The organism is Pseudoalteromonas sp. SG45-1 (genome assembly GCF_014164135.1).
In the GTDB taxonomy this organism is placed as follows: domain Bacteria; phylum Pseudomonadota; class Gammaproteobacteria; order Enterobacterales; family Alteromonadaceae; genus Pseudoalteromonas; species Pseudoalteromonas distincta.
This window is the reverse complement of record NZ_JACJEP010000039.1, coordinates 1-20,730: the sequence shown is the minus strand read 5'-3', so window position 1 is coordinate 20,730 and position 20,730 is coordinate 1. Positions and strand designations below refer to the sequence as shown.

General features: G+C 40.4%; 17 protein-coding genes. 14 read left to right on the top strand and 3 right to left on the bottom strand.

What is annotated here, in order from left to right; all coding sequences use genetic code 11:
* Positions 1-5,862 (top strand): Ig-like domain-containing protein (locus H5117_RS19370; RefSeq protein ID WP_182738928.1); only part of this gene is annotated, 5,862 nt, incomplete at its 5' end.
* 178 nt (positions 5,863-6,040) lie between these two features.
* Here H5117_RS19370 and flgN read toward each other — a convergent pair.
* From flgN to flgA, 3 genes are all read right to left on the bottom strand, one after another.
* On the bottom strand, positions 6,041-6,472 hold the full coding sequence (gene flgN / locus H5117_RS19365) for a flagellar protein FlgN (RefSeq protein ID WP_182738927.1): 432 nt from the start codon (positions 6,470-6,472) through the stop codon (positions 6,041-6,043).
* Positions 6,465-6,788 (bottom strand): flagellar biosynthesis anti-sigma factor FlgM, encoded by a 324-nt coding sequence (gene flgM / locus H5117_RS19360; protein WP_004588011.1) that lies wholly within the window; start codon positions 6,786-6,788, stop codon positions 6,465-6,467. The genes flgN and flgM overlap by 8 nt, the downstream gene beginning before the upstream one ends.
* 76 nt (positions 6,789-6,864) lie before the next feature.
* Positions 6,865-7,572, bottom strand: coding sequence for a flagellar basal body P-ring formation chaperone FlgA (gene flgA / locus H5117_RS19355; RefSeq protein WP_182738926.1), 708 nt, complete (start codon positions 7,570-7,572; stop codon positions 6,865-6,867).
* A 140-nt stretch (positions 7,573-7,712) separates the two neighbouring features.
* Between flgA and H5117_RS19350 the strand changes: the two genes are divergently transcribed.
* The 13 genes from H5117_RS19350 to flgL all read left to right on the top strand — a co-directional run bounded on the left by H5117_RS19350 (position 7,713) and on the right by flgL (position 20,554).
* Positions 7,713-8,645 carry a chemotaxis protein CheV gene (locus tag H5117_RS19350; RefSeq protein WP_002959434.1) on the top strand — a complete coding sequence of 311 codons (933 nt, stop codon included), beginning with the start codon at positions 7,713-7,715 and terminating at the stop codon, positions 8,643-8,645.
* A gap of 20 nt (positions 8,646-8,665) precedes the next feature.
* On the top strand, positions 8,666-9,496 hold the full coding sequence (locus H5117_RS19345) for a protein-glutamate O-methyltransferase CheR (RefSeq protein WP_039484688.1): 831 nt from the start codon (positions 8,666-8,668) through the stop codon (positions 9,494-9,496).
* A gap of 145 nt (positions 9,497-9,641) precedes the next feature.
* Complete coding sequence (gene flgB / locus H5117_RS19340) at positions 9,642-10,049, top strand: flagellar basal body rod protein FlgB (protein WP_002959431.1); 408 nt, start codon at positions 9,642-9,644, stop codon at positions 10,047-10,049.
* Between the two features lie 5 nt (positions 10,050-10,054).
* The gene (gene flgC / locus H5117_RS19335) at positions 10,055-10,486 is read left to right on the top strand and encodes a flagellar basal body rod protein FlgC (protein WP_002959429.1); all 432 of its coding nucleotides are present in this window, start codon (positions 10,055-10,057) and stop codon (positions 10,484-10,486) included.
* Positions 10,487-10,499: 13 nt separating this feature from the next.
* Positions 10,500-11,180 (top strand): flagellar hook assembly protein FlgD, encoded by a 681-nt coding sequence (locus H5117_RS19330; protein WP_002959427.1) that lies wholly within the window; start codon positions 10,500-10,502, stop codon positions 11,178-11,180.
* Between the two features lie 60 nt (positions 11,181-11,240).
* Positions 11,241-12,611, top strand: coding sequence for a flagellar hook protein FlgE (flgE, locus tag H5117_RS19325; RefSeq protein WP_182738925.1), 1,371 nt, complete (start codon positions 11,241-11,243; stop codon positions 12,609-12,611).
* A gap of 157 nt (positions 12,612-12,768) precedes the next feature.
* Positions 12,769-13,512 (top strand): flagellar basal body rod protein FlgF, encoded by a 744-nt coding sequence (locus tag H5117_RS19320; protein WP_024589964.1) that lies wholly within the window; start codon positions 12,769-12,771, stop codon positions 13,510-13,512.
* 21 nt (positions 13,513-13,533) lie between these two features.
* Positions 13,534-14,322 (top strand): flagellar basal-body rod protein FlgG, encoded by a 789-nt coding sequence (gene flgG, locus H5117_RS19315; RefSeq protein ID WP_002959420.1) that lies wholly within the window; start codon positions 13,534-13,536, stop codon positions 14,320-14,322.
* Between the two features lie 16 nt (positions 14,323-14,338).
* Complete coding sequence (gene flgH / locus H5117_RS19310) at positions 14,339-15,022, top strand: flagellar basal body L-ring protein FlgH (protein WP_002959418.1); 684 nt, start codon at positions 14,339-14,341, stop codon at positions 15,020-15,022.
* A gap of 11 nt (positions 15,023-15,033) precedes the next feature.
* Entirely contained in the window at positions 15,034-16,128 is a 1,095-nt protein-coding gene (locus H5117_RS19305) for a flagellar basal body P-ring protein FlgI (RefSeq protein ID WP_182738924.1), read from the top strand.
* A gap of 172 nt (positions 16,129-16,300) precedes the next feature.
* A complete protein-coding gene (gene flgJ, locus H5117_RS19300; RefSeq protein ID WP_182738923.1) occupies positions 16,301-17,317 on the top strand; it encodes a flagellar assembly peptidoglycan hydrolase FlgJ in 1,017 nt (338 codons plus the stop codon).
* Position 17,318: 1 nt separating this feature from the next.
* Complete coding sequence (gene flgK, locus H5117_RS19295; protein ID WP_182738922.1) at positions 17,319-19,319, top strand: flagellar hook-associated protein FlgK; 2,001 nt, start codon at positions 17,319-17,321, stop codon at positions 19,317-19,319.
* A gap of 2 nt (positions 19,320-19,321) precedes the next feature.
* Entirely contained in the window at positions 19,322-20,554 is a 1,233-nt protein-coding gene (gene flgL, locus H5117_RS19290; protein ID WP_182738921.1) for a flagellar hook-associated protein FlgL, read from the top strand.
* The last annotated feature ends 176 nt before the right edge of the window (positions 20,555-20,730 follow it).

The window sequence follows — 20,730 nt, the reverse complement described above, 5'->3', positions numbered from 1 at the left end:
ACAGATGCAGCAAATGCCACTCAAAGCATTGATGTACAAACCGATGCCAATGGTAACTGGAGTGCGACACCAACAGGCACATTAGCCGAAGGGAATTATAGCGTTAGCGCCAGCATCACTGATGCAGCGGGCAACACAGGTACCGGCACTGACAGTGGCGAAGTGGATGTAACTGCTCCTGAACTTGAAATTATTCCATCGTTTTTATTAGGTAATTTAGTTTCTCTTTCGGGGGATTCTGATTTACCGGGAGGCTCTGTAATCACTATTACAGAGTACCTAGTTGGTGGGTTAGTTGGCGCAACTTATACAGCAACGACAAATCCTGATGGTACCTGGGGGCTTGCAAACATAACAGTACCTTTACTAAACCTTGCCTATGTGACTGCCAGTGCAACGGATGCCGCTGGTAATGTCAGAACAATCAATACACTTGATTTTGATAACGTAGCACCAGAATTAACCGTTAGTGTTGATGCTTTATCTAATGACAGTACGCCAGTAATTAGCGGCACCACCGATATGGGGCAAGGCACTGTAATTAATATAACCGTGACTGATAGTGAAGGAGAAAGCCAAGCGTTTACTGCGACAGTTCAAGCCGGTGGCGACTGGTCTGTTGCTGTACCTGCAGAGCTAGCGCAAGGTCAATATACCGTTGTTGCAGAGGTTAGAGACAGTGTTGGTAATTTAACAACGCAGCAGGCTCAAGGTGAAATAGATAGCGTTGCTCCTACATTAATTGTGAACGAAGTTAACGCGACAATAGATACAACCCCTACAATTTCAGGCACGAGTAATGAGATTGGTGCTGATGTAACCATTCTTATCGGCGGTCAAACACTAACAGCAACAGTGGGTACTGATGGCAATTGGCAAGTAGATGTCCCCGTAGCACTTGTTGATGGTGATTATACGGCTCAAGTAAATGTTACCGATGACGCTAATAATACCAGCAGCACGACTATTGATTTAACAATTGATACCCAAGTACCTGTTATTGTACTTAATGACATAACTGTATTTAACACTGAGACACCAGTTATAAATGGTACTTCAACTGAACCACAGGATACGGTGGTCGATATTGTTATTACAGATAGCAACGGTGATATACATACTTTAACTGCAATAGTTGATGCTAACGGCGATTGGCAAGTTACAGCGCCAAGTTTGCCTGATGGTAATTATGATGTAGAGGTAAGTATTACCGATGATGCTGGCAATCAAGGAGTGGATACAGGCTCGAGCTTTATTGATACTCAAGCACCAAGTATTACTATAAACGCATTAGGTACAATTAATGACAGCACGCCAACTATTTTAGGCACATCCAATGAACCTGAAAACACGAGTATTACAGTAACTGTGACCGATGGAGATAGTACCGAGACTTACACAACTGTTGTTGGTGCAGGTGGTGCTTGGACTGTAGATATTACAGATGCACTGACTGATGGTGAAGTCGCAGTTTCTGCAAGTGTTACTGATGCCGCAGGGAATGAATCAGTTGCAAATAGTACCGCAATGTTAAATACCAATGCGCCTACAATTAATATTAATACAATTATTGATACAAACGATCAAACACCAGCAATATCAGGCACAAGTAGTGCGGCAGATAACACAGAAATCACGGTTGTTATAACTGACGTTAATAACGTTTCATATACTGTAACTACAACTGTGGTAGGTGGGATTTGGAGTGTTGACGCGACAGATATTCTACCTGAAGGTGAATTTACTGTTTCGGCAAGTGTAACTGAAGGAGGCTTAACGAGTAATACAACAGGTAGCGGTGTCATTGATTTAACTCCACCAGCCCTTAATATCACACCGCTTACAATTTCAAATGATACAACGCCAACAATTTCAGGCACAACTACAGCTCCACAAGGCGCCATAGTCGCTATTTTAATTACAGATAGCTTAGGTGTAGAGCAAACGGTTAATGCTACTGTTGGTGCAAATGGCACATGGTCAGTCGCTGCAAGTACAGAGTTGAGCGAGGGCACTTACACGGTTTTAGCTTCAACAACAGATACTGCAGGTAATCCTGTAAACACAAGTATTACAGGGGAAGTTGATATAACAGCACCTGTTGTGACTATTAACGATATTGTTGGAAGTACCGATCTAACTCCAAGTATTTCAGGGAGCGTGACAGGTGCTAATGTGGGGGATGCAGTTGCTGTGGTATTTACCGATGCACTCGGGAATAAGCATACTGTAAATACAACTGTTCAAACGGGTGGTATATGGTCTGTAGAGGCAAGTAGTTCTCTTTCACAAGGAGATTATTCAGTTGAAGCATTTGTTACTGATAGCGCTGGTAATACCGGGGACGCAACAAATACAGCAACCATTGATACAATTGCTCCTGAGATTAGTATTAATCAAAGTTCATTAATACTGACTCAAGATAGCACTCCATTAATTACAGGCACATCTAACGAAGCAAATACAAACGTTATAGTTACCTTTACTGATTCTGCTGGAGTTTCTCATCAAATGACCGTTCAAACCGATGGTAATGGAGACTGGCAAGCGGCTGCTGATAATATTTTAGCAGAGGGGGTTTACAGTGTTAGTGCAACTATTAGCGATGCTGCGGGCAATACTTCGGTCGACAATAAAACCGGTGGTGAGGTTGATACTGTGGGACCAGAGCTAACAATTGTGCCTTCCTTCCTATTAGGTCAGTTGGTTTCTTTATCTGGTACATCTGATTTGGGCGAAGGTAAAACCGTTACGGTTACTCTAGAGCTTGCAGGTGATTTACTCGATTTAACATACGATGTAACCACAGATGCAAATGGCGATTGGGTGTTATTAGGCCTAGCGGTTAATATTATTGGCTTATCGGTTGTTGAAGCTTCTGCAACTGATGATGCTGGTAATACAACCACTATAACTACGGCTGATGTAGACGCTTCAACCCCAGTACTGAATGCGGTGGTTGACTTTGTAACTGGAGAAGGCGATTTACCAATAATTAGTGGTACGACCGACCAAGCACCAGGCACTGAAGTGCTAGTTAGAGTGGTGGATAGCGAAAATGTAGTACAAGAGCTTACTGCAATAGTACAAGATGACAATACGTGGGTAGTACAGGTACCTCAATCATTGGCTGAAGGTACATTTAGCATAACAGTTGACGTATTAAGTGAGGTCGGCATTACTACCACGCAACTACTTGACGGAGTTGTAGATACAATATCGCCAACACTTGGCTTACAGGTTATTGGTACAACATCGGATTCAACGCCAATTATCCAAGGTACCAGTGATTTAATTAATGGTGTTGTTGAAATACAACTTGATGGTGGTTCAGTTTTAACCACTACGGTTAATGCAGCAGGGCTATTTTCACTCGAGGTAGATGTACTAACTGAAGGGCAACATGTGGCTAATGTAAGCATTACAGATGAAGCAGAAAACGTAGTTACTGATACGCTTGAATTCGTCGTTGATACGCTAGTGCCAGTGGTTGGAATTTTACCACTGAGCATTAGCAACACTGATATATTAACAATTTCAGGTACATCGGAAGAAACACCCGGTACAGACATTGACGTAACAGTTATTGGTAGCAATGGTGATGAAACAGTATTTGATGCTGTAGTTGGGAGTGATGGCACTTGGTCTTTAGTAACCACCAGCTTATCAGATGGTGTTTATGATGTGTATGCGAGTATTACTGATGCCGCAGGTAATATTGGGCAGTCAGCCATTAAACAAGTAACTATAGACACCATTCCACCAGCGTTAGAGATAGACGCCTTTGGTGTACTTAATACATTAACGCCTACTATTACTGGCACCAGTGACGAAGAAATAGGTAGCTTAATTACGGTTAATGTTACCGACTCTACAAACACACTTTATGAAGTTACCACAACGGTATTAGGAGATGGCACGTGGTTTGTTGTTACCCCTTTACTTGCTGAGGGCGATTTAACCATAGAAGCTATTAGTATTGATGATGCTGGAAATATAGCCACAGTAACGCAAACTGGCACTGTTAGTACCACTTTACCGAGCCTACTAATCAATCCAATAATAGATACAAGCGATACAACCCCTACTATTAGTGGTACTACCGATGTAATAAACGGTAATGTAGAAGTCGTTATTACTGACAGTGACGGTACCGCTACCACTTATAATACAACGGCTATAGCAGGTATGTGGACTCTAATACCTACAACACCATTAGCTGAAGGCGCCTTTACTGTAAGTGCTACAGTTGAAGACTTAGGGCTTTCAAGCTCTACAAGTCTTGGTGGAATAATTGATTTAACACCACCAACAGTTGAAGTTGATCAATTATCTGTAACCAATAACCCGCTACCGACTATAACAGGTATAAGTGATGCACCAGCAGGTACAAATGTGAGTGTTGTTATTACTGATGCTAATAACGATTTACAAACTATTACCGCTCAAGTTTCAGGAAATGGCACATGGTCAGTAACAGCTACCACCGCGCTTAGTGAAGGTGGTTTTAGTGCTACTGCGACAGTGAGTGATGCTGCGGGTAACTCATCAAGCGATACTATGGTTTCAAGCACAGACTACACAGCGCCAACTGTAGTCATAGATCCAATATTGGTAGGGCAAGATACAACGCCTACTGTTACGGGGTCAGTTACTGGAAGCTTTGCAGGTGCAGCGGTTATAGTTATGTTTACTGATTCAGCTGGTGCCACTCACAATGTTCAAACAACAGTTGGAGCTGATGGGACGTGGAGTGTGACATCAGCAGAAGTACTTCCTGAGGGCAACTACACTGTAGATGTTGGCATTGCTGATGGTGCAGGTAATACTGGTACGCAATCATCAAGTAGCGCAATTGACTCAGGTATTACAATTGACTCGGGACTAGAACTAACAGCAGAACAAAGCCCAGTTATAACAGGTACAGCTGCTCCAGGTGAGTCTGTAACTGTTACCTTTAATGGTCCAACTGAAAGTATTGTATTAATAAAAACTGTTAATGCATCAGGTGAATGGAGTGCTTCACCGGATACTGATTTAGCAGATGGGGAGTACACAGTAACAGCCGTAGCAACTGATACATCAGGCAATACAACTTCAAGCGGTAGCATATCTGGATTGATTATTGATACCACGCCAATAGGTTTTGAGGTTACTGATTTTAGATCAGCATTAGGTCTTTTACTCCCATCAGTTGAAGGAACAACAGAACCAGATACTGAAGTGTATATTATTGGCTCTTCATTATTGGGTGTTAATTTACTCGGTCTAGATTTAGATGTACTAGATAATGCAGGAAGTTTTACTTCTGATAGCAATGGAAATTGGGGAGGCTTTCTAAATTTACTCAATCTAAACATAGGTGGAGGAGAGCAATTCTACTTTGTAACTGTAGATGAAGTTGGAAACTACTTAATCAAAAATACTGACAACGCAATAGAAGGTACGGGAAATATTTACGTTAATGGAGCAAGCGCTGCTTCTGGCGATACAATCCCTGCATCATTTAGTGAAGAATCTTCATTAGGCGATACAACCCCTAATGAGGTTTCAAGCAGCAACGTATTAAGCACTGAAACGATTGATTTAGGTAACTTGAGTGGTCTATCAACACCTGAGCAAACGGTGCAAATGAGTTCGGCGGAGCCGCTTAATATTAATGACGTAATCATTGATGAAGATGCAGAGCAGCTTATAGCGCTAAATACACTGGTTGAGGATGAAGGCTCTGCAATTGCTTATACTCCAGCTCAAAGTGGAGGAAGCATTGATGCAGCAGCACCTGCGGTTGATGTACAAAATCAATCGGAAGAGATGATTAAACACTTAATTGAAAGTAGTAATAATCAAACGGATATTTAATATCAATAAAGCCCTCTTAATTATTTTTTAAGGGGGCTTACATTATTAAGCAAATTGATATTATTTGACTTGGTCATAATAAATCCTAAATGTGTAAACACATTTCAGGACGAGACAAGGACATTAAAAAAGCCTTATTGATAAATCAATAAGGCTTTTTTAATGTAAAATTTTGGGCTTACGCTTTTAAATTACGAACCAGTTTACTCTCGGTATTTACAGATTTACCGGCTTGGTCGTAGGTCATTGACGTTGGGGCGCCAATTAAAATATCTTTTAATTGTTTTACACTTAAGTTTGCTTGGCGAGCAGCATGTGAGTTTACTTTATTTTGTTTTTGGCACTGCGCTAACTGCGCTTTAACTTGCGCTACTCGTTCAGTCACTTCAGGGGCATTTTCATCATTTGCAGCAAAAAGTTTATTCAACTCTTTATCGAGCTGCGTAAGCTTAGTTAAAAAAGACATTTTTTGTTGGGCAAGTTCTTTTAAACCTTCACCTCTGCGAGAGGCAATAATACTAAGCTCTTCGTTTAATAACGCATATAATGAATCCAAGCATTTAACTTGTTCATTTAATTTAACGCTAATTAAACTATTGTGATCAGCCATATACATTAAACTCAAAATCAGCTAAGTTTTTAGTCAGCTTTTCAGCATCAATTTGGTATTTACCTTCGGTAATCGCTTTTTTAAGCTCAGCGACCTTTTCACTATCAAAGCCAGATGATTGCTGTGCTTTATCTTGCAGTGTTTTTAACTGCTGTGCTTGTGGCGTCAGGCTCACTGAATCGCTCGCCGCTTTAGGCGAAGGAGTCTGTGTTGTTTGTGTACTTGCAGCGTTATCTTTTTTAATATCAACTTGTTGCTGTTTAGCGTTTGTAAGCGCATTAGCTTGTTGATTACTGCCATTAACTTGATTAACCATAATAATAAACCTGTATATTACCCAACTTATGCCAAGTTATCGGCATATACGTGGGATACTTTAGTATAAATCTAAATTAAATATTCACTTGAACAGACTCTACACCATCTACTCGCGCATTTAAAACTTTACCTGATTTTTTGTTTTTTATTTGTATCTGTTCGCCCAAAGTACCGTCTTCTAAAGCAATACCTGTGGTTTTAATTCTAAGGCCTCTGAGATTAGCGTAAATATTAACAGAGTCACCTTTACACACCATACAAATTTGGTTTAGTAATACTGGCATACCACTTCTAATATTTCGTTTACTTCTGCTGCCTATTAGCATTGTAGGGTCATCTAAGTACTGAATTCGTACAAAGTGAGTTGGTTTCATTTCAATACTTAAATGCGATTTAGTTATTACTTCACCACGAGTTAAATTAGCAGTGGCAACAACAACTGGGGCCATTTCAACAACTCTTACATGAACGTATTGAGCCCACGTTTGCGCATCATTGCACTTGGCTTGTAAGGTTACTTGGCGGTTAAATGGTGGCTCATCGGATGTTGATAATTCAAGCTCAGTATTACAGACACGGTTAGGGATGCGACTATCTAAAGGCAGTGCACTTAATTGAATATTAGTATTTTGTAATGTACCAACCTGCTTACCTATGTAAGTGACGGCCATGTCTTGTAATAAATCTTTACTAAACACTTTAGCGTGCAGAGGGAATGCAAAGCACAAGCTAGTAACAAAATAAAAAACACTGTATCTTCTGATTTTTTTTAACAAACTCATAATGTTTCGACTATGCTTATGGTTTCAAACAGGGTATAAATATTTTGCGTCAAAAAGTAGACGCACCCGCGATGTTATGTAGCTTTATAAATAGAAAGCAATTATCGTTCCGTATTATTTGTTTTCTTTAGGAGATTTGAATGGCAGGCATTTTAGACTCAGTAAACCAACGCACACAGTTGGTTGGGCAGAACCGCCTAGAATTACTTTTATTTAAGCTCAGAGGGCGTCAGCGTTTTGGTATTAATGTATTTAAAGTGAGAGAAGTGCTGCAATGCCCTCCACTAACAAGCATGCCAAAATCTAATCCGTATATTCGTGGTGTTGCACATATTCGTGGTCAAACTATTTCAGTAATCGACTTATCGATGGCTGTAGGTGGGCGCCCAATCGACAACATTAAAGACAGCTTCATAATCATTGCTGAATACAATCGCTCTGTACAAGGGTTTTTAGTGGGCGGAGTTGAACGTATTGTAAATATGAATTGGGAAAAAATAATGCCACCGCCATCAGGCGCCGGACGTTATTCATATTTAACGGCAGTGACCGAAATCGAAAATGAATTAGTCGAGATTCTCGATGTAGAAAAAATTCTCAACGAAATTTGTCCAGTAAACACAGAAGTAAGTGCTGAAGTTGCACAAAGTGGCGATATTCAAAGAGATTTAGGCGAACGTATCGTATTTATTGCAGATGACTCTGCAGTTGCGCGTAATCAAGTTAAACGAGCCTTAGAGCCGCTAGGTGTTCAAACAGAGCTTGCTAAAAATGGTAAGGAAGCTTTAATTAGGCTTAAAGAAATAGCAGAGCTTGATTGTAAAAATGATATTACAGAGCGAGTAGCATTACTTATCTCAGACGTTGAAATGCCAGAAATGGACGGCTATACCTTAACAGCTGAAATAAAAGCAGATCCCAAACTTGCACCTTTGCATGTTATTTTGCATACCTCTTTGAGTGGTGTTTTCAACCAAGCGATGATTGAAAAAGTAGGGGCAGATGACTTTATTGCTAAATTTAACCCAGATGAATTAGCAACAGCGGTTAAAAAGTGGGTTCATTGTGATTAACAAAAATAGGTGCTACTAACTTGAATAATAAAGATTTGCAGCAAAGTGAATACGACCAGTTTCGTTCGTTTTTAGAGCAGCAATGCGGCATTGTTTTAGGTGAAAATAAACAGTATTTAGTTAAAAGCCGACTTGCTCCGTTAATGACTCGATTTAATGTGGGATCTTTATCGGAATTGGTTAGTAAAACTCTCGGGCCTCACGAGCGGCAATTAAGAGCCGCTGTTGTTGATGCAATGACCACCAACGAAACTTTGTGGTTTAGAGATCAATACCCATTTGAGTTGCTCCAAAACAAGCTTTTCCCTGAATTTAAAGATTTAAGAAGACCTTTAAAAATTTGGTCTGCTGCCAGTTCGTCAGGCCAAGAACCTTATTCAATAGCTATGTCGGTTGCTGAATTTAGTGCTAAGCAACCAGGTGTGCTTCGTATGGGGGCACAAATTATCGGTACCGACATATCTAATACCATGCTTGATATGTGTAAAAATGCAGAGTACGACGCGCTGGCACTCGCCAGAGGGTTATCTGCAGAGCGTCGTAAAAAGTTTTTTAAAGACAGCGGCAACGGTATGGCGCAAGTAAACGATACAATAAAAAAACAAGTTAGTTTTAGGCATTTAAATCTGCTTGATTCTTACGCGTTAATGGGCAAGTTTGATATTATTTTTTGCCGAAATGTACTAATTTATTTTGCGCCTGAAATAAAAGCTAAAATTATTAACCAGTTTGCACAAGCGTTAAATCCAAACGGTTACCTATTTTTAGGCGCGTCAGAGTCCCTAACTGGGCTAAGCACTGAATTTGATATGGTTAGGTGCAACCCTGGTATTATTTACCAAAAGAAGTAATTAAGCTAACTTCCTTCCCTAAAACGACGCACCTAGCGTCGTTTTTCTATTTAGATACATAGCCTTATAAAAATATAGCACTCCCTAATATTAATGGCTTATTTTTTGCTTTATTAATGGGTAAGTCAATTTTTTGGAGAAGGTTATGGCTATCAGTTTTGATAAAGCATTAGGTGTGCATCCGCAAGCCATGTTGATCCGTTCACAGCGAGCAGAATTAATTGCAACTAATATAGCTAACGCTGATACGCCTGGCTATAAAGCAAAAGATATTGATTTTGCCTCTGCATTAAAAGCGGCAAGGTCAACCCAGCAAAGCGGCAATACTATGGTAAGAACTAATGATAAACACATTGGTGGAGGTACTCATAGTATGGGCAGTTCAGAATCATTTCGTTTGCCAAATCAATCAGATACTGGTGATGGTAACTCGGTTGATATACAAGTGGAACGAAACTTGTATACACAGAATGCTATGGAGTATCAGGCCAGCTTGCAATTTTTAAGTGGCAAATTTAAAGGCCTGAATAAAGCTCTCGGTAGTCAAGGATAAAAATTATGAGTTTATATAATGTTTTCGATATTGCAGGTTCGGGTATGAGCGCACAAAACGTTCGCTTAAATACTACAGCTAGTAATATTTCTAATGCTAATACCATTAGTTCATCTCAAGACAAAACGTACCGAGCGCGCCAACCTGTATTTGCGGCTGAGCTAACAAAGGCTTCAGCATCAGTAAGTAACCAGCAGGGCTCCGCAGTTGGTGTTAAAGTTTTGGGCATTGTTGAAAGCGATGCACCATTACAAATTGAATATAACCCAAACCATCCAAGTGCGGATGAAAATGGCTATATCTATAAACCCAACGTTAATGTTGTAGAGGAGATGGCAAATATGATTTCTGCCTCTCGTTCTTACCAAACAAACGTGCAAGTTGCTGATGCAGCTAAGCAAATGCTAAGTAAAACACTGTTGCTAGGGCAGCGGTAACCGAGGGTAGGTTATGAGTAACGATATTAGTACATCTTCATCCTATTTAGACTCTATACGCTGGCAAGAGCAACAAGTTGCTACCAGTGATAATGAGAGTGATGCGTTAACACAAGAAGACTTTTTCTCTTTGTTAACTCAGCAATTATCGTATCAGGATCCCAGTAACCCTGCGGATAATGACCAAATGATTGCTCAAATGACCAGCTTTACGATGGCGCAAGGGATTACAGATTTAAATACTAACTTTGAATCTTTAGCCTCTTCAATGACATCTAATTCAGCACTGCAAGCATCTACACTTGTAGGCAAACAAGCTTTACTAGAGTCAAACACCCTGGATTTAAATGAAACAGGTGATGCCAGAGGCTCTGCAGTGGCAGAAGAAGCCGTTGATAACTTAAAAATTAAAGTTACTGATGCATCAGGTCAGCTAGTAAGAACTATTGATATGGGTTCTCAGCCAGCAGGTGCGGTACGTTTTGCGTGGGATGGCAAAAATGAAGCTGGTGAGCGTTTACCTGAAGGTGAATACTCAGTAACCGCAGAAGGAAGTACTGACGGTGAATTTTCAAGCTTACCCATTGCTACATTTAAGAACATTGAAAGCGTTAATATTAATGGCTCAAGTGGCATTATTATTAACACTAAAGAAGGTGCGGTTAGGTTGACAGACGTCGCAGAAATCGCGTAATAAATTTTAATTATACTTCGCCTGTCAGCAGGCTAAATATTAACAGGTTAGAGGTGAATTATGAGCTTCAATATTGCATTAACTGGCTTAGCTGCCGCACAAAAAGATTTAGACGTAACTGCAAATAATATTGCAAACGTTAATACCACAGGTTTTAAAGAGTCACGCGCTGAGTTTGCCGATGTTTATGCATCGTCAGTATTTAGCTCTGGTAAGACTAAAAATGGTGACGGTGTGCAAACAACCATGGTTGCGCAGCAGTTTCATCAAGGCTCACTACAATTTACAAATAACTCACTTGATTTAGCAATCACTGGTGAAGGTTATTTTGCGATGACTGACGATTTATCTTCGCAAGATTTAACATATACACGTGCAGGTGCATTTAAGCTTAACCAAGATAACTTTATGGTTGACGCAAAAGGTAACTTTTTACAAGCATTCCCTGTTGACTCATCTACAGGTGATACAACGTCGGTAAGTTTGAGCACAACTGATCCAATTCAAATCCCTGATTCGTCTGGTTCTCCTCGCGCAACCGAAAATGTATTTTTGTCGTTTAACTTAGATGCAACGGCGGATCCAACAGGTCTAGATTTTGACCCTGCTTCTAGTGGTACTTATAACTCATCTACGTCAACAACGGTATATGATTCACTAGGTGAACCACATATTTTACAATACTTTTTTGCTAAAGAAGATGATGCCGCAGCAGGTGGTATAGATAACAGTTGGAAAGTATATGCAACTCTCGATGGCAAAGTAGTTGATGGCACAACTGGTGGAGAACAAACAACGACACCTTATACACCACTGACCACCCTAGGTTTTGACTCAAGTGGTTTACCATCAACAACAGGTGGTGTGGCAAATACAAATACAACTACTTTTGATGAAATATTACTACCAGCGGGTTCTGGTGCTGGTTTATCAACATTACTAGACAATGGTGCAACTTTCCCAGGTACTGGTATTGAGCTTAACTGGCGCGATGAAAATAACACGGCAGGACGTATCCCAACTCAGTATTCAAGTGGTTTTGAAGTAAAAGCACTCGATCAAGATGGCTCAACAGTAGGTCGTTTAGCCGGAATTGATATAGGAACAGACGGTAAAATTGTCGCTTCTTACAGTAACGGTGACTCAACATTCCTAGGCCAAGTGGCTATGGTACGTTTTCCAAATTCACAAGGGTTATCACAAGTGGGTGATACAAGCTGGAAGCAAAGTATTGATTCAGGTGAACCTGTAGCGGGTGAAGCCGGTTCGGGTACGTTTGGTGGAATTAACTCATCAGCGCTTGAGCAATCAAATACTAACCTTACAAACGAGCTTGTAGACTTAATTACTGCACAGCGTAATTACCAAGCAAACTCACGTGCGCTTGAAGTTAACTCAACTATTCAGCAAAGTATTTTGCAGATTCGATAAGCTAAACCCCATTAAATATATTAGGCTGCATTTTTGCAGCCTTTTTTATAAGTCCTCTTTGTAAGCCCTTCTAAATACCTCTCAATGTTGCGTCAAATTTAATCTGGCACCTATTTTGCATTTGTAAGTTCAGAGATTTTTTATGTGAGTCGATACTATGGACAAAATGGTCTACATTGCGGCCTCTGGCGCTAAGCAAAGCCTACAAGGGCTTGCTTTAAAAGCCAATAATTTGGCGAATGCAAATACAACAGGATTTAAAGCTGACTTTGCCCAGGCGCGTTCTATGCAAGCGTTTGGCGAAGGTTTGCCTACACGTGTATTTTCAATGCAAGAGCGTCCGGGTTCAAACATGGTATCGGGTGGCATTGTTCAAACCGGGCGAGACTTAGATATCGCAATGAGCGATAACGCATGGCTTGCTGTGCAAGATGCCTCCGGTAATGAAGCTTACACAAAAGTGGGTACGTTAAACATTACTGCTCAAGGCATGCTTGTAACCAGCCATGGTCGTCAAGTTATTGGCGAAGGGGGACCTGTAATTTTACCCGTCCCAGTCGAAAAAATAGGGTTTAGCCAAGATGGCGCTATTCAAGTTCGACCACAAGGCGCTCCTGCTAACTTTTTAGAAGAAATCGACACGCTTAGAGTGGTAGAAGCAAATAGCTCACAGCTCGAAAAAGGTAACGACGGTTTATTTAGACCAAAAGCAAATGTAACAGTAGATACCTCTGCCAATGTAAAAGTTTTAAGTGGTTCGCTTGAAATGTCGAATGTGAATCCGGTTCACGAAATGGTCGACATGATAAGCCACCAGCGCCAATTTGAATTACAAGTGAAATTAATGAAAACAGCTGAAGAAATTGACGAGCGTCAAGATCAGTTATTACGCATAGTTTAACTTTAAAGTGAGGACACGATTATGAATCCAGCATTGTGGATCAGTAAAACGGGGCTAGACGCTCAACAAACCGATATATCGGTTATCTCAAATAATTTAGCGAATGCGAGTACCGTAGGTTACAAAAAAAGCCGCGCTATATTTGAAGATTTACTTTATCAAAATATTAATCAACCGGGTGGTCGTTCATCGCAAGATACCGAAATGCCGTCGGGCTTAATGTTAGGTGCGGGTGCTAAAGTTGTAGCTAACCAAAAAGAGTTTACGCAAGGCAACATGTTGACCACCGAAAACTCACTAGATTGGATGATTTCTGGCGAAGGTTTTTTTGAAGTACTGCAACCAGATGGCAATATTGCTTACTCGCGCAATGGTCAGTTTACTACTGATGGCGATGGACGAATTGTGACATCGGGCGCAGGTTATGTGATTCAGCCAGAAATGAATGTACCAGATGACGCGCAATCAATTACGGTTTCGCAAGACGGCGAAGTATCTGTACGTGTTGCAGGCCAAGCCGATAACGTTGTAATTGGTCAGCTGACTATTAGTGACTTTATTAATCCATCGGGTCTTGAGCCAATTGGCCAAAACCTTTATACCGAAACCGCTGTAAGTGGTGCACCTGTACAAGGTAATCCTGGTGTTGAAGGGTTAGGTAGTATTATTCAAGGCTCACTCGAAACATCTAACGTAAATGTGACTGAAGAGCTGGTAAATCTAATAGAAACTCAGCGTATTTACGAAATGAACTCAAAAGTAATTTCGGCCGTTGACGAAATGATGAGTTATATCAATCAACAGCTTTAATAGAATAGGGGGAATTATGCGTAATATTATTTTATTTGCAGCGGGCACATTATTTTTAAGTGGCTGTATGTCTACGCAAAATAGTGAGGTAGTGCAGGACGACCCTTACTACGCACCTATGTACCCCGAGCCTATTTTAGAGCCGCTGGTAGCCACAGGTTCATTGTTTAATACTCATACATCAAACGACTTATATTCTGATAAAAAAGCGCTACGTACTGGCGATATAATTACGGTTAAATTGCAAGAGTCTACTCAAGCAACAAAAGCCGCTAAAACAGAAACAGACAAAGAAACTGACGCAAGCTTAGACCCAGTGATTGGCTTAGGTGGTCTACCTGTAAATATAGGTGGCGATAGTATCCAGTTTGGTATTGGTAGTGATTCGTCGTTTACGGGTGATTCAAAATCAAACCAGTCAAACAGCTTAGTGGGCGATATTTCGGTTAATGTAATGCGCGTTTTACCTAACGGTAATTTAGTTATACGCGGCGAAAAATGGCTAACGCTTAATACCGGCGAAGAGTTTATTCGTTTAGAAGGGCTAGTACGCCCTCAAGACGTAAGCGCCGATAATACGGTTGAATCAAACCGCATTGCTAATGCACGTATTCAATACTCAGGTAAAGGGCAAACGCAAGAGGCGCAAAGTCCTGGTTGGCTTACACGTTTCTTTAGCAGTTCGCTGTTTCCATTTTAGAGGGTAACAACATGAATAGCCTTAAAGCTTTATGTTTAGTTGTGTTATTAGGTTGGCATTTTACTGCCAGTGCTGAGCGCATAAAAGATGTGTCTATGGTTGAAGGCGTACGCTCTAACCAGCTAGTTGGTTATGGCTTAGTGGTTGGTTTACCGGGCACTGGCGAGCAAAACTCATATACACAACAAAGTTTTAGAGGCATGTTGAACAGCTTTGGTATTACGCTACCTTCAACTCAAAGTCCTAAAATTAAAAATGTTGCTGCTGTGGCGGTGCATGCAGAACTACCTGCATTTAGAAAGCCTGGGCAAACAATAGATATAACGGTTTCTTCTATTGGTAGTGCAGGCAGCTTACGTGGCGGTACTTTACTACAAACTTTTTTAAAAGGTGTAGACGGTAACGTGTACGCAATTGCACAAGGTAGTTTAATTGTCGGTGGCTTAGGCGCACAAGGCCTTGATGGTAGTAGAGTTGTAATTAACACCCCTACAGTTGGTCGTATACCAAATGGCGCTACAGTTGAGCGCGCCGTGGAAAGCCCATTTATGCAAGGCGATTACATTACTTTTAATTTAAACCGCCCAGACTTTACAACGGCAAAACGCCTAGAAAAAACAATTAATGACTTAGTTGGCCCAAATAGCGCACAAGCAATAGATTCTGTTTCTATTCGTGTTATAGCTCCACGCGATGCATCCCAGCGTGTATCGTACTTATCAACACTCGAAAACTTAGAATTTAAGCCGGCTGATATGGCCGCTAAAATTATAGTTAACTCGCGCACAGGTACAATTGTGATTGGTAAAAACGTTAAGCTTCAGCCTGCGGCTATAACTCACGGTGGCTTAACAGTAACAATTGCAGAACAACAAAACGTGTCACAACCAAACCCGCTAGCAAACGGTGATACTGTTGTCACGCAGCAGAGCATTATTGATGTAAATCAAGATGACTCGCGCGCCTTTGTATTTAATCCAGGTGTAAGCCTTGACGATTTAGTTCGCGCAATTAACGAAGTAGGCGCAGCGCCTGGTGATCTAATGGCTATTTTAGAAGCACTAAAAGAAGCCGGCGCAATTAACGGACAGTTAGTTGTTATATAAATAACTCAAGCCAATAAATAACGTATTACTTAAGCCCTATATTTTTGAAACAAGATATAGGGCTTTTTATTTACAGCAACTTAAGTTTATTATTTTTATCTTCCTTGTTTTATCGGTAGTGGCTCAATTTTTGCATTTTTAACTGCATTATTCATTTTGTGTCAAAAAGCCGATGGAAACTAATCACCTCGATAAACAAAACTTTTTTGATTTAGGCAACTTAGATTCACTTCGTAAAGAAGCCTTAACCAGTGGCGATGCATCAACTGATGCCTCTAAAGCTGCGCTCAAAAAAGCGGCCGCACAATTTGAAGCTATTTTTACGCAAATGTTGCTCAAAGGAATGCGCAAAGCCAACGAAGCATTTGAAGACAAAGACAGCCCATTTAATTCAAGTGGCGTAAAGTTTTTTGAAGAAATGCACGATCAGCAACTTTCAACAGAGCTTTCATCAAATGGCTCGTTAGGCCTTGCCGATTTAATTGTTCAGCAGTTATCGCCTGAGTCTAAAAACTTTATGCCAGGCTCGGTGCTTAGAACAACCAACGATATCTTTAGCGATACACAAGTGGGATCCGCTCTTCCCCATGAGCAAAAAAATAAGCAATCCGATCTTATCGTTAATAACACTAAAGCCGATATTGCTGAGCCTAAAGTCGATACTGCAGGGTCTAAAACCGATAGCCCAACATTTAAAAATGCAGAAGAGTTTGTAAGTTCAGTGTGGGAACACGCTAAAACGGCAGCGCAAAAAATTGGTTTAAACCCAGCTGTAATGGTTGCACAAGCGGCACTTGAAACCGGTTGGGGTAAACACATTATTAATAAAAGTGACGGTGGCAGCTCAAACAACTTATTTAATATTAAGTCGGATAAAAGCTGGGAAGGCGATAAAGCAAGCAAAGTAACGCTTGAGTTTGAGCAAGGTACACCCGTTAAAAAACAAGCCAGCTTTAGAGCCTACGATTCAATTAAAGATAGCGTGAACGACTTCGTTGATTTTTTAACGCAAAACCCACGCTACCAAGAAGCATTAAAAAATACAGCAAAACCAAACGACTTTTTAGATTCATTACAAAAAGCAGGTTATGCAACCGATCCAAATTATGCCAGCAAAATAAAAAAAGTGCTCAATAGCAGCCAGCTAAAAGACATTGCGGCAAACGTGTTCCGCCAAGGAGTAGAGTAATATGTCGTTTAATTTATTAAACATTGCCAGTTCGGGGGTTAGAGCCAGCTCGGAGCTACTGCAAACGACAAGTAAAAATATCGCCAATGTAAATACCGTAGGCTATGTTCGTGAGCGTACTGAGCACACCACGATGGTTGATAACCAAGTAGGGCGAGGCGAAACATACCGATTATTAAACGAGTTTGCTCAGTCACAGCTAAATCGTGACACCTCTAATAAATCGTTTTTTAGTCAATTTGTTTTAGAGGCAAATCGGGTTGATAGTTTATTTTCTGAGGAATCAAACAGCTTATCCACAAGTATTAACTCGTTATTCAATAATGTTCAGGAATCGCTTAATCAGCCTTCATCTACTGTTGCTCGCTCGTTGGTGATGACCGATGCTGAAAATTTAGTTAACCAAATGGATAGACTCTCTGGCATTGTTTTCGATCAAAAAAATATTGTAAACGAGCAACTAGATGTATTTACAGACGAAGCAAATGGTTTAATTCAAAAAATAGGTACATTAAACCAAGATATAGCAGCTGTAAACGGTACCAATAACCAAGCTGATGCAAGCTCAACCTACAATGAACGCGATAAAGCAATACGCGACTTATCAGAGCTAATAGACATTGAAACACTTGATGGCCCAAATGGCGAAAAACTCGTTTTTATGGGTACAGGCGAAGCGGTTGTGATGCAAAATGGATCATTTAATTTATTTTCAATGCGTGGCAATCCTGATCCTAACTTTAAAGAACTTAGGTTGGATGTAAATGGTGGTAAGGCCGTGCCGCTTGAAGTTGATGTATCTAAATTAAAAGGAAAAATTGGCGGGTTACTGGCATTTAGAGACGATGTGCTTGTACCAGCTCAAAACCAAATTGGCCAAATGGGCTTAGCGATAGCTGATGCATTTAATGAACAAAATAAGCTGGGTATGGACGCTAACGGAGAGTTAGGCGGCAATATATTTAATATGCCTACAGTAGGTGGTTACGCTTATGCGGCTAATACGGGTAGCTCAAGTATGATTGCTACACTTGAAGCTGGCAAAGGCAGCAAATTGCCTGCAAGTGATTTTATAGTGACCTATACCAGTGCTACAACCGTCGAAATTCAGCCAATAGATAATAAAGGCGAGCCACTGGGCACTCCATCAACAGCAATTATAACCGCAGGGGTTATTGACTCATCTACGACAAGTGATGATTTGTTTGGTTTACAAATTAATGTAACCGGTACCGCAAATATCGGTGATCAGTTTCAAATAAAACTTACCTCAGAGTCGGCAGCAAATATGTCTCTAGCAACCACTCGCGGTGAAGATTTAGCACTTGCAGCGCCAATAAGAACAGCAAACGACATAAACAACATAGGCAATGCTACTATAACGGTTGGTGAAGTAAGTGATGTTACTACAGGTAGCTTTACAACATCACCGGCAGGACTTACAAATGGGCCTATTACCCTTGTTAAAACCGCTAATCTAAACGAATACACAATAAATGATGGTGTCAATACTAGTACTTTTACAGCAACTACACCGAAAAAAGACATGTTACAGCAAGCAGGTAATGGTTTTGAGTTATATGGCTTTGACTTTGATATTGAAGGCAGCCCTGAAACTGGCGATACGTATACACTTGAGTTTAACGAAGGTGGTTTTGATGATAATCGTAACGGTCAAAAGTTAGCTGGGTTACAACAGGGGGAATTAGTACGCCAAAATGTTGTTGCGGGTGCAAATTCAGACAACCATAAAACATTTAATCAAGCTTATGCTGGGTTAGTAAGTGATATTGGTGTAGTTACAAGTCAAGCAAAAACCAATGGAGATGCGTTTGAAGCGCTCGCTCAGCAATCTGAAGCCTGGTATGAATCGCTATCAGGCGTAAACCTGGACGAGGAGGCTGCAAATTTATTACGCTTTCAACAGTCTTATGCCGCATCTGCACAAGTGCTAGCAACAGCGAGTACTATTTTTGACACTTTACTTGGAGCTACGAGGTAATTATGCGTTTATCAAACAATTTAATGTATCAAAGTAGTTTAAATTCAATTTTGAATAATCAACAAAATGTCAGCAAGGCTCAAGAACAAGTTAATACACAAAAACGTGTATTAACGGCATCGGATGATCCGGCTGCGGCTTCTCGCGCGCTTCAATATACTGATAAAATACAAAGTAATGAGCAGTACAGCAAAAATATCACCATGCTCAATAGTCGTTTAAATATTGAAGAAGGCGCACTTGAAAACATCAAAGGCGCATTAGAGAGAGCTCATACTTTGACTATTCAATCAGGTAACGGTGCTTATAGTGCCGCTGATAGAGAGGGGCTTGCTGAAGAAATTAAAGCGCTTCAAAGTACAGTACTTGACTTAATGAACTCTAAAACAGAAGACGGAAAATACATTTTTTCTGGCTATCAAGATAATACGCAGACTTACTCATTAGATTCATCTACGGGTTTGTACGTGTATGGTGGCGACCAAGGCCAGCATATGATTAAAATAGCTGAAGGGGTTGATATTAAGTCAAGTGATAATGGGTTTGATGCATTTGAAAAAGTGGACGCCCGGCTAGATGTTGTCTCTAACGATGGTTTTGTGTCGGGCGGTATTACAAGTTCTAAGGTGTATGTAACGGAACAAGGTCAATTTGATACGTTTCATAAAACTAACTATAACCCTGATCCAGCAGCTGCCGTGGGTGCCAATACACTTAATGTGATTACTACGGCGGGAACACCTAATATCTATCAAATAGAGCAAGCAGGGACTATACTCGCAACCGGTAATATTAACGACTCTACTATCAAGTTTGCTGGGATGGAGATAAGTGTAACCCCAGTTGCTTCGGGGCAGATTGATATTACGCTTGAAGCACCTAAAAAAGAAAATGTACTTAATTCAATGAGCGAACTTATTGCGGGCCTGACTAATCCTGCGTTAACAGAAGAAGAATTTGAACAAGTTATTGCAGATTCGCTTATTCAAATTACGAACGCGAAAAATAATGTGTCTCTAACTCAAGCAGGGCTGGGTGGGCGAATAAATACAGCAGAAAAAGTACTGCAATCGAATACAGACTTGGATATTAATAACAAATCAGCACGAGCTGATTTAGTTGATATAGATATAACGGAAGCAATAACAGAGCTAACCAAACAAGAAACGTCACTTCAGGCATCACAGGCAACGTTTGGCCGTTTGGCTAACTTATCATTGTTTGATTATTTATAAATAAACTCAGAGTAAGGCAATACTTTGCCTTACTCTTTAAAACTCTTCGCTTTAAGTAGACACTCCTTTCAAATAAATTACTTACCTCATAAATAAAAGTACTTTATAAATAATTGTAATGTTGTTTGTATTTATAGATTAATTTAAATTATTTATATTTTAATTTAATAAATTCA

Coding starts and splice junctions, on each gene's coding strand:
- flgN (WP_182738927.1), bottom strand. CDS start 6,472: ATGGCTGATCACAATAGTTTAATTAGCGTTAAATTAAATGAACAAGTT.
- flgM (WP_004588011.1), bottom strand. CDS start 6,788: ATGGTTAATCAAGTTAATGGCAGTAATCAACAAGCTAATGCGCTTACA.
- flgA (WP_182738926.1), bottom strand. CDS start 7,572: ATGAGTTTGTTAAAAAAAATCAGAAGATACAGTGTTTTTTATTTTGTT.
- H5117_RS19350 (WP_002959434.1), top strand. CDS start 7,713: ATGGCAGGCATTTTAGACTCAGTAAACCAACGCACACAGTTGGTTGGG.
- flgB (WP_002959431.1), top strand. CDS start 9,642: ATGGCTATCAGTTTTGATAAAGCATTAGGTGTGCATCCGCAAGCCATG.
- flgC (WP_002959429.1), top strand. CDS start 10,055: ATGAGTTTATATAATGTTTTCGATATTGCAGGTTCGGGTATGAGCGCA.
- H5117_RS19330 (WP_002959427.1), top strand. CDS start 10,500: ATGAGTAACGATATTAGTACATCTTCATCCTATTTAGACTCTATACGC.
- flgE (WP_182738925.1), top strand. CDS start 11,241: ATGAGCTTCAATATTGCATTAACTGGCTTAGCTGCCGCACAAAAAGAT.
- H5117_RS19320 (WP_024589964.1), top strand. CDS start 12,769: ATGGACAAAATGGTCTACATTGCGGCCTCTGGCGCTAAGCAAAGCCTA.
- flgG (WP_002959420.1), top strand. CDS start 13,534: ATGAATCCAGCATTGTGGATCAGTAAAACGGGGCTAGACGCTCAACAA.
- flgH (WP_002959418.1), top strand. CDS start 14,339: ATGCGTAATATTATTTTATTTGCAGCGGGCACATTATTTTTAAGTGGC.
- H5117_RS19305 (WP_182738924.1), top strand. CDS start 15,034: ATGAATAGCCTTAAAGCTTTATGTTTAGTTGTGTTATTAGGTTGGCAT.
- flgJ (WP_182738923.1), top strand. CDS start 16,301: ATGGAAACTAATCACCTCGATAAACAAAACTTTTTTGATTTAGGCAAC.
- flgK (WP_182738922.1), top strand. CDS start 17,319: ATGTCGTTTAATTTATTAAACATTGCCAGTTCGGGGGTTAGAGCCAGC.
- flgL (WP_182738921.1), top strand. CDS start 19,322: ATGCGTTTATCAAACAATTTAATGTATCAAAGTAGTTTAAATTCAATT.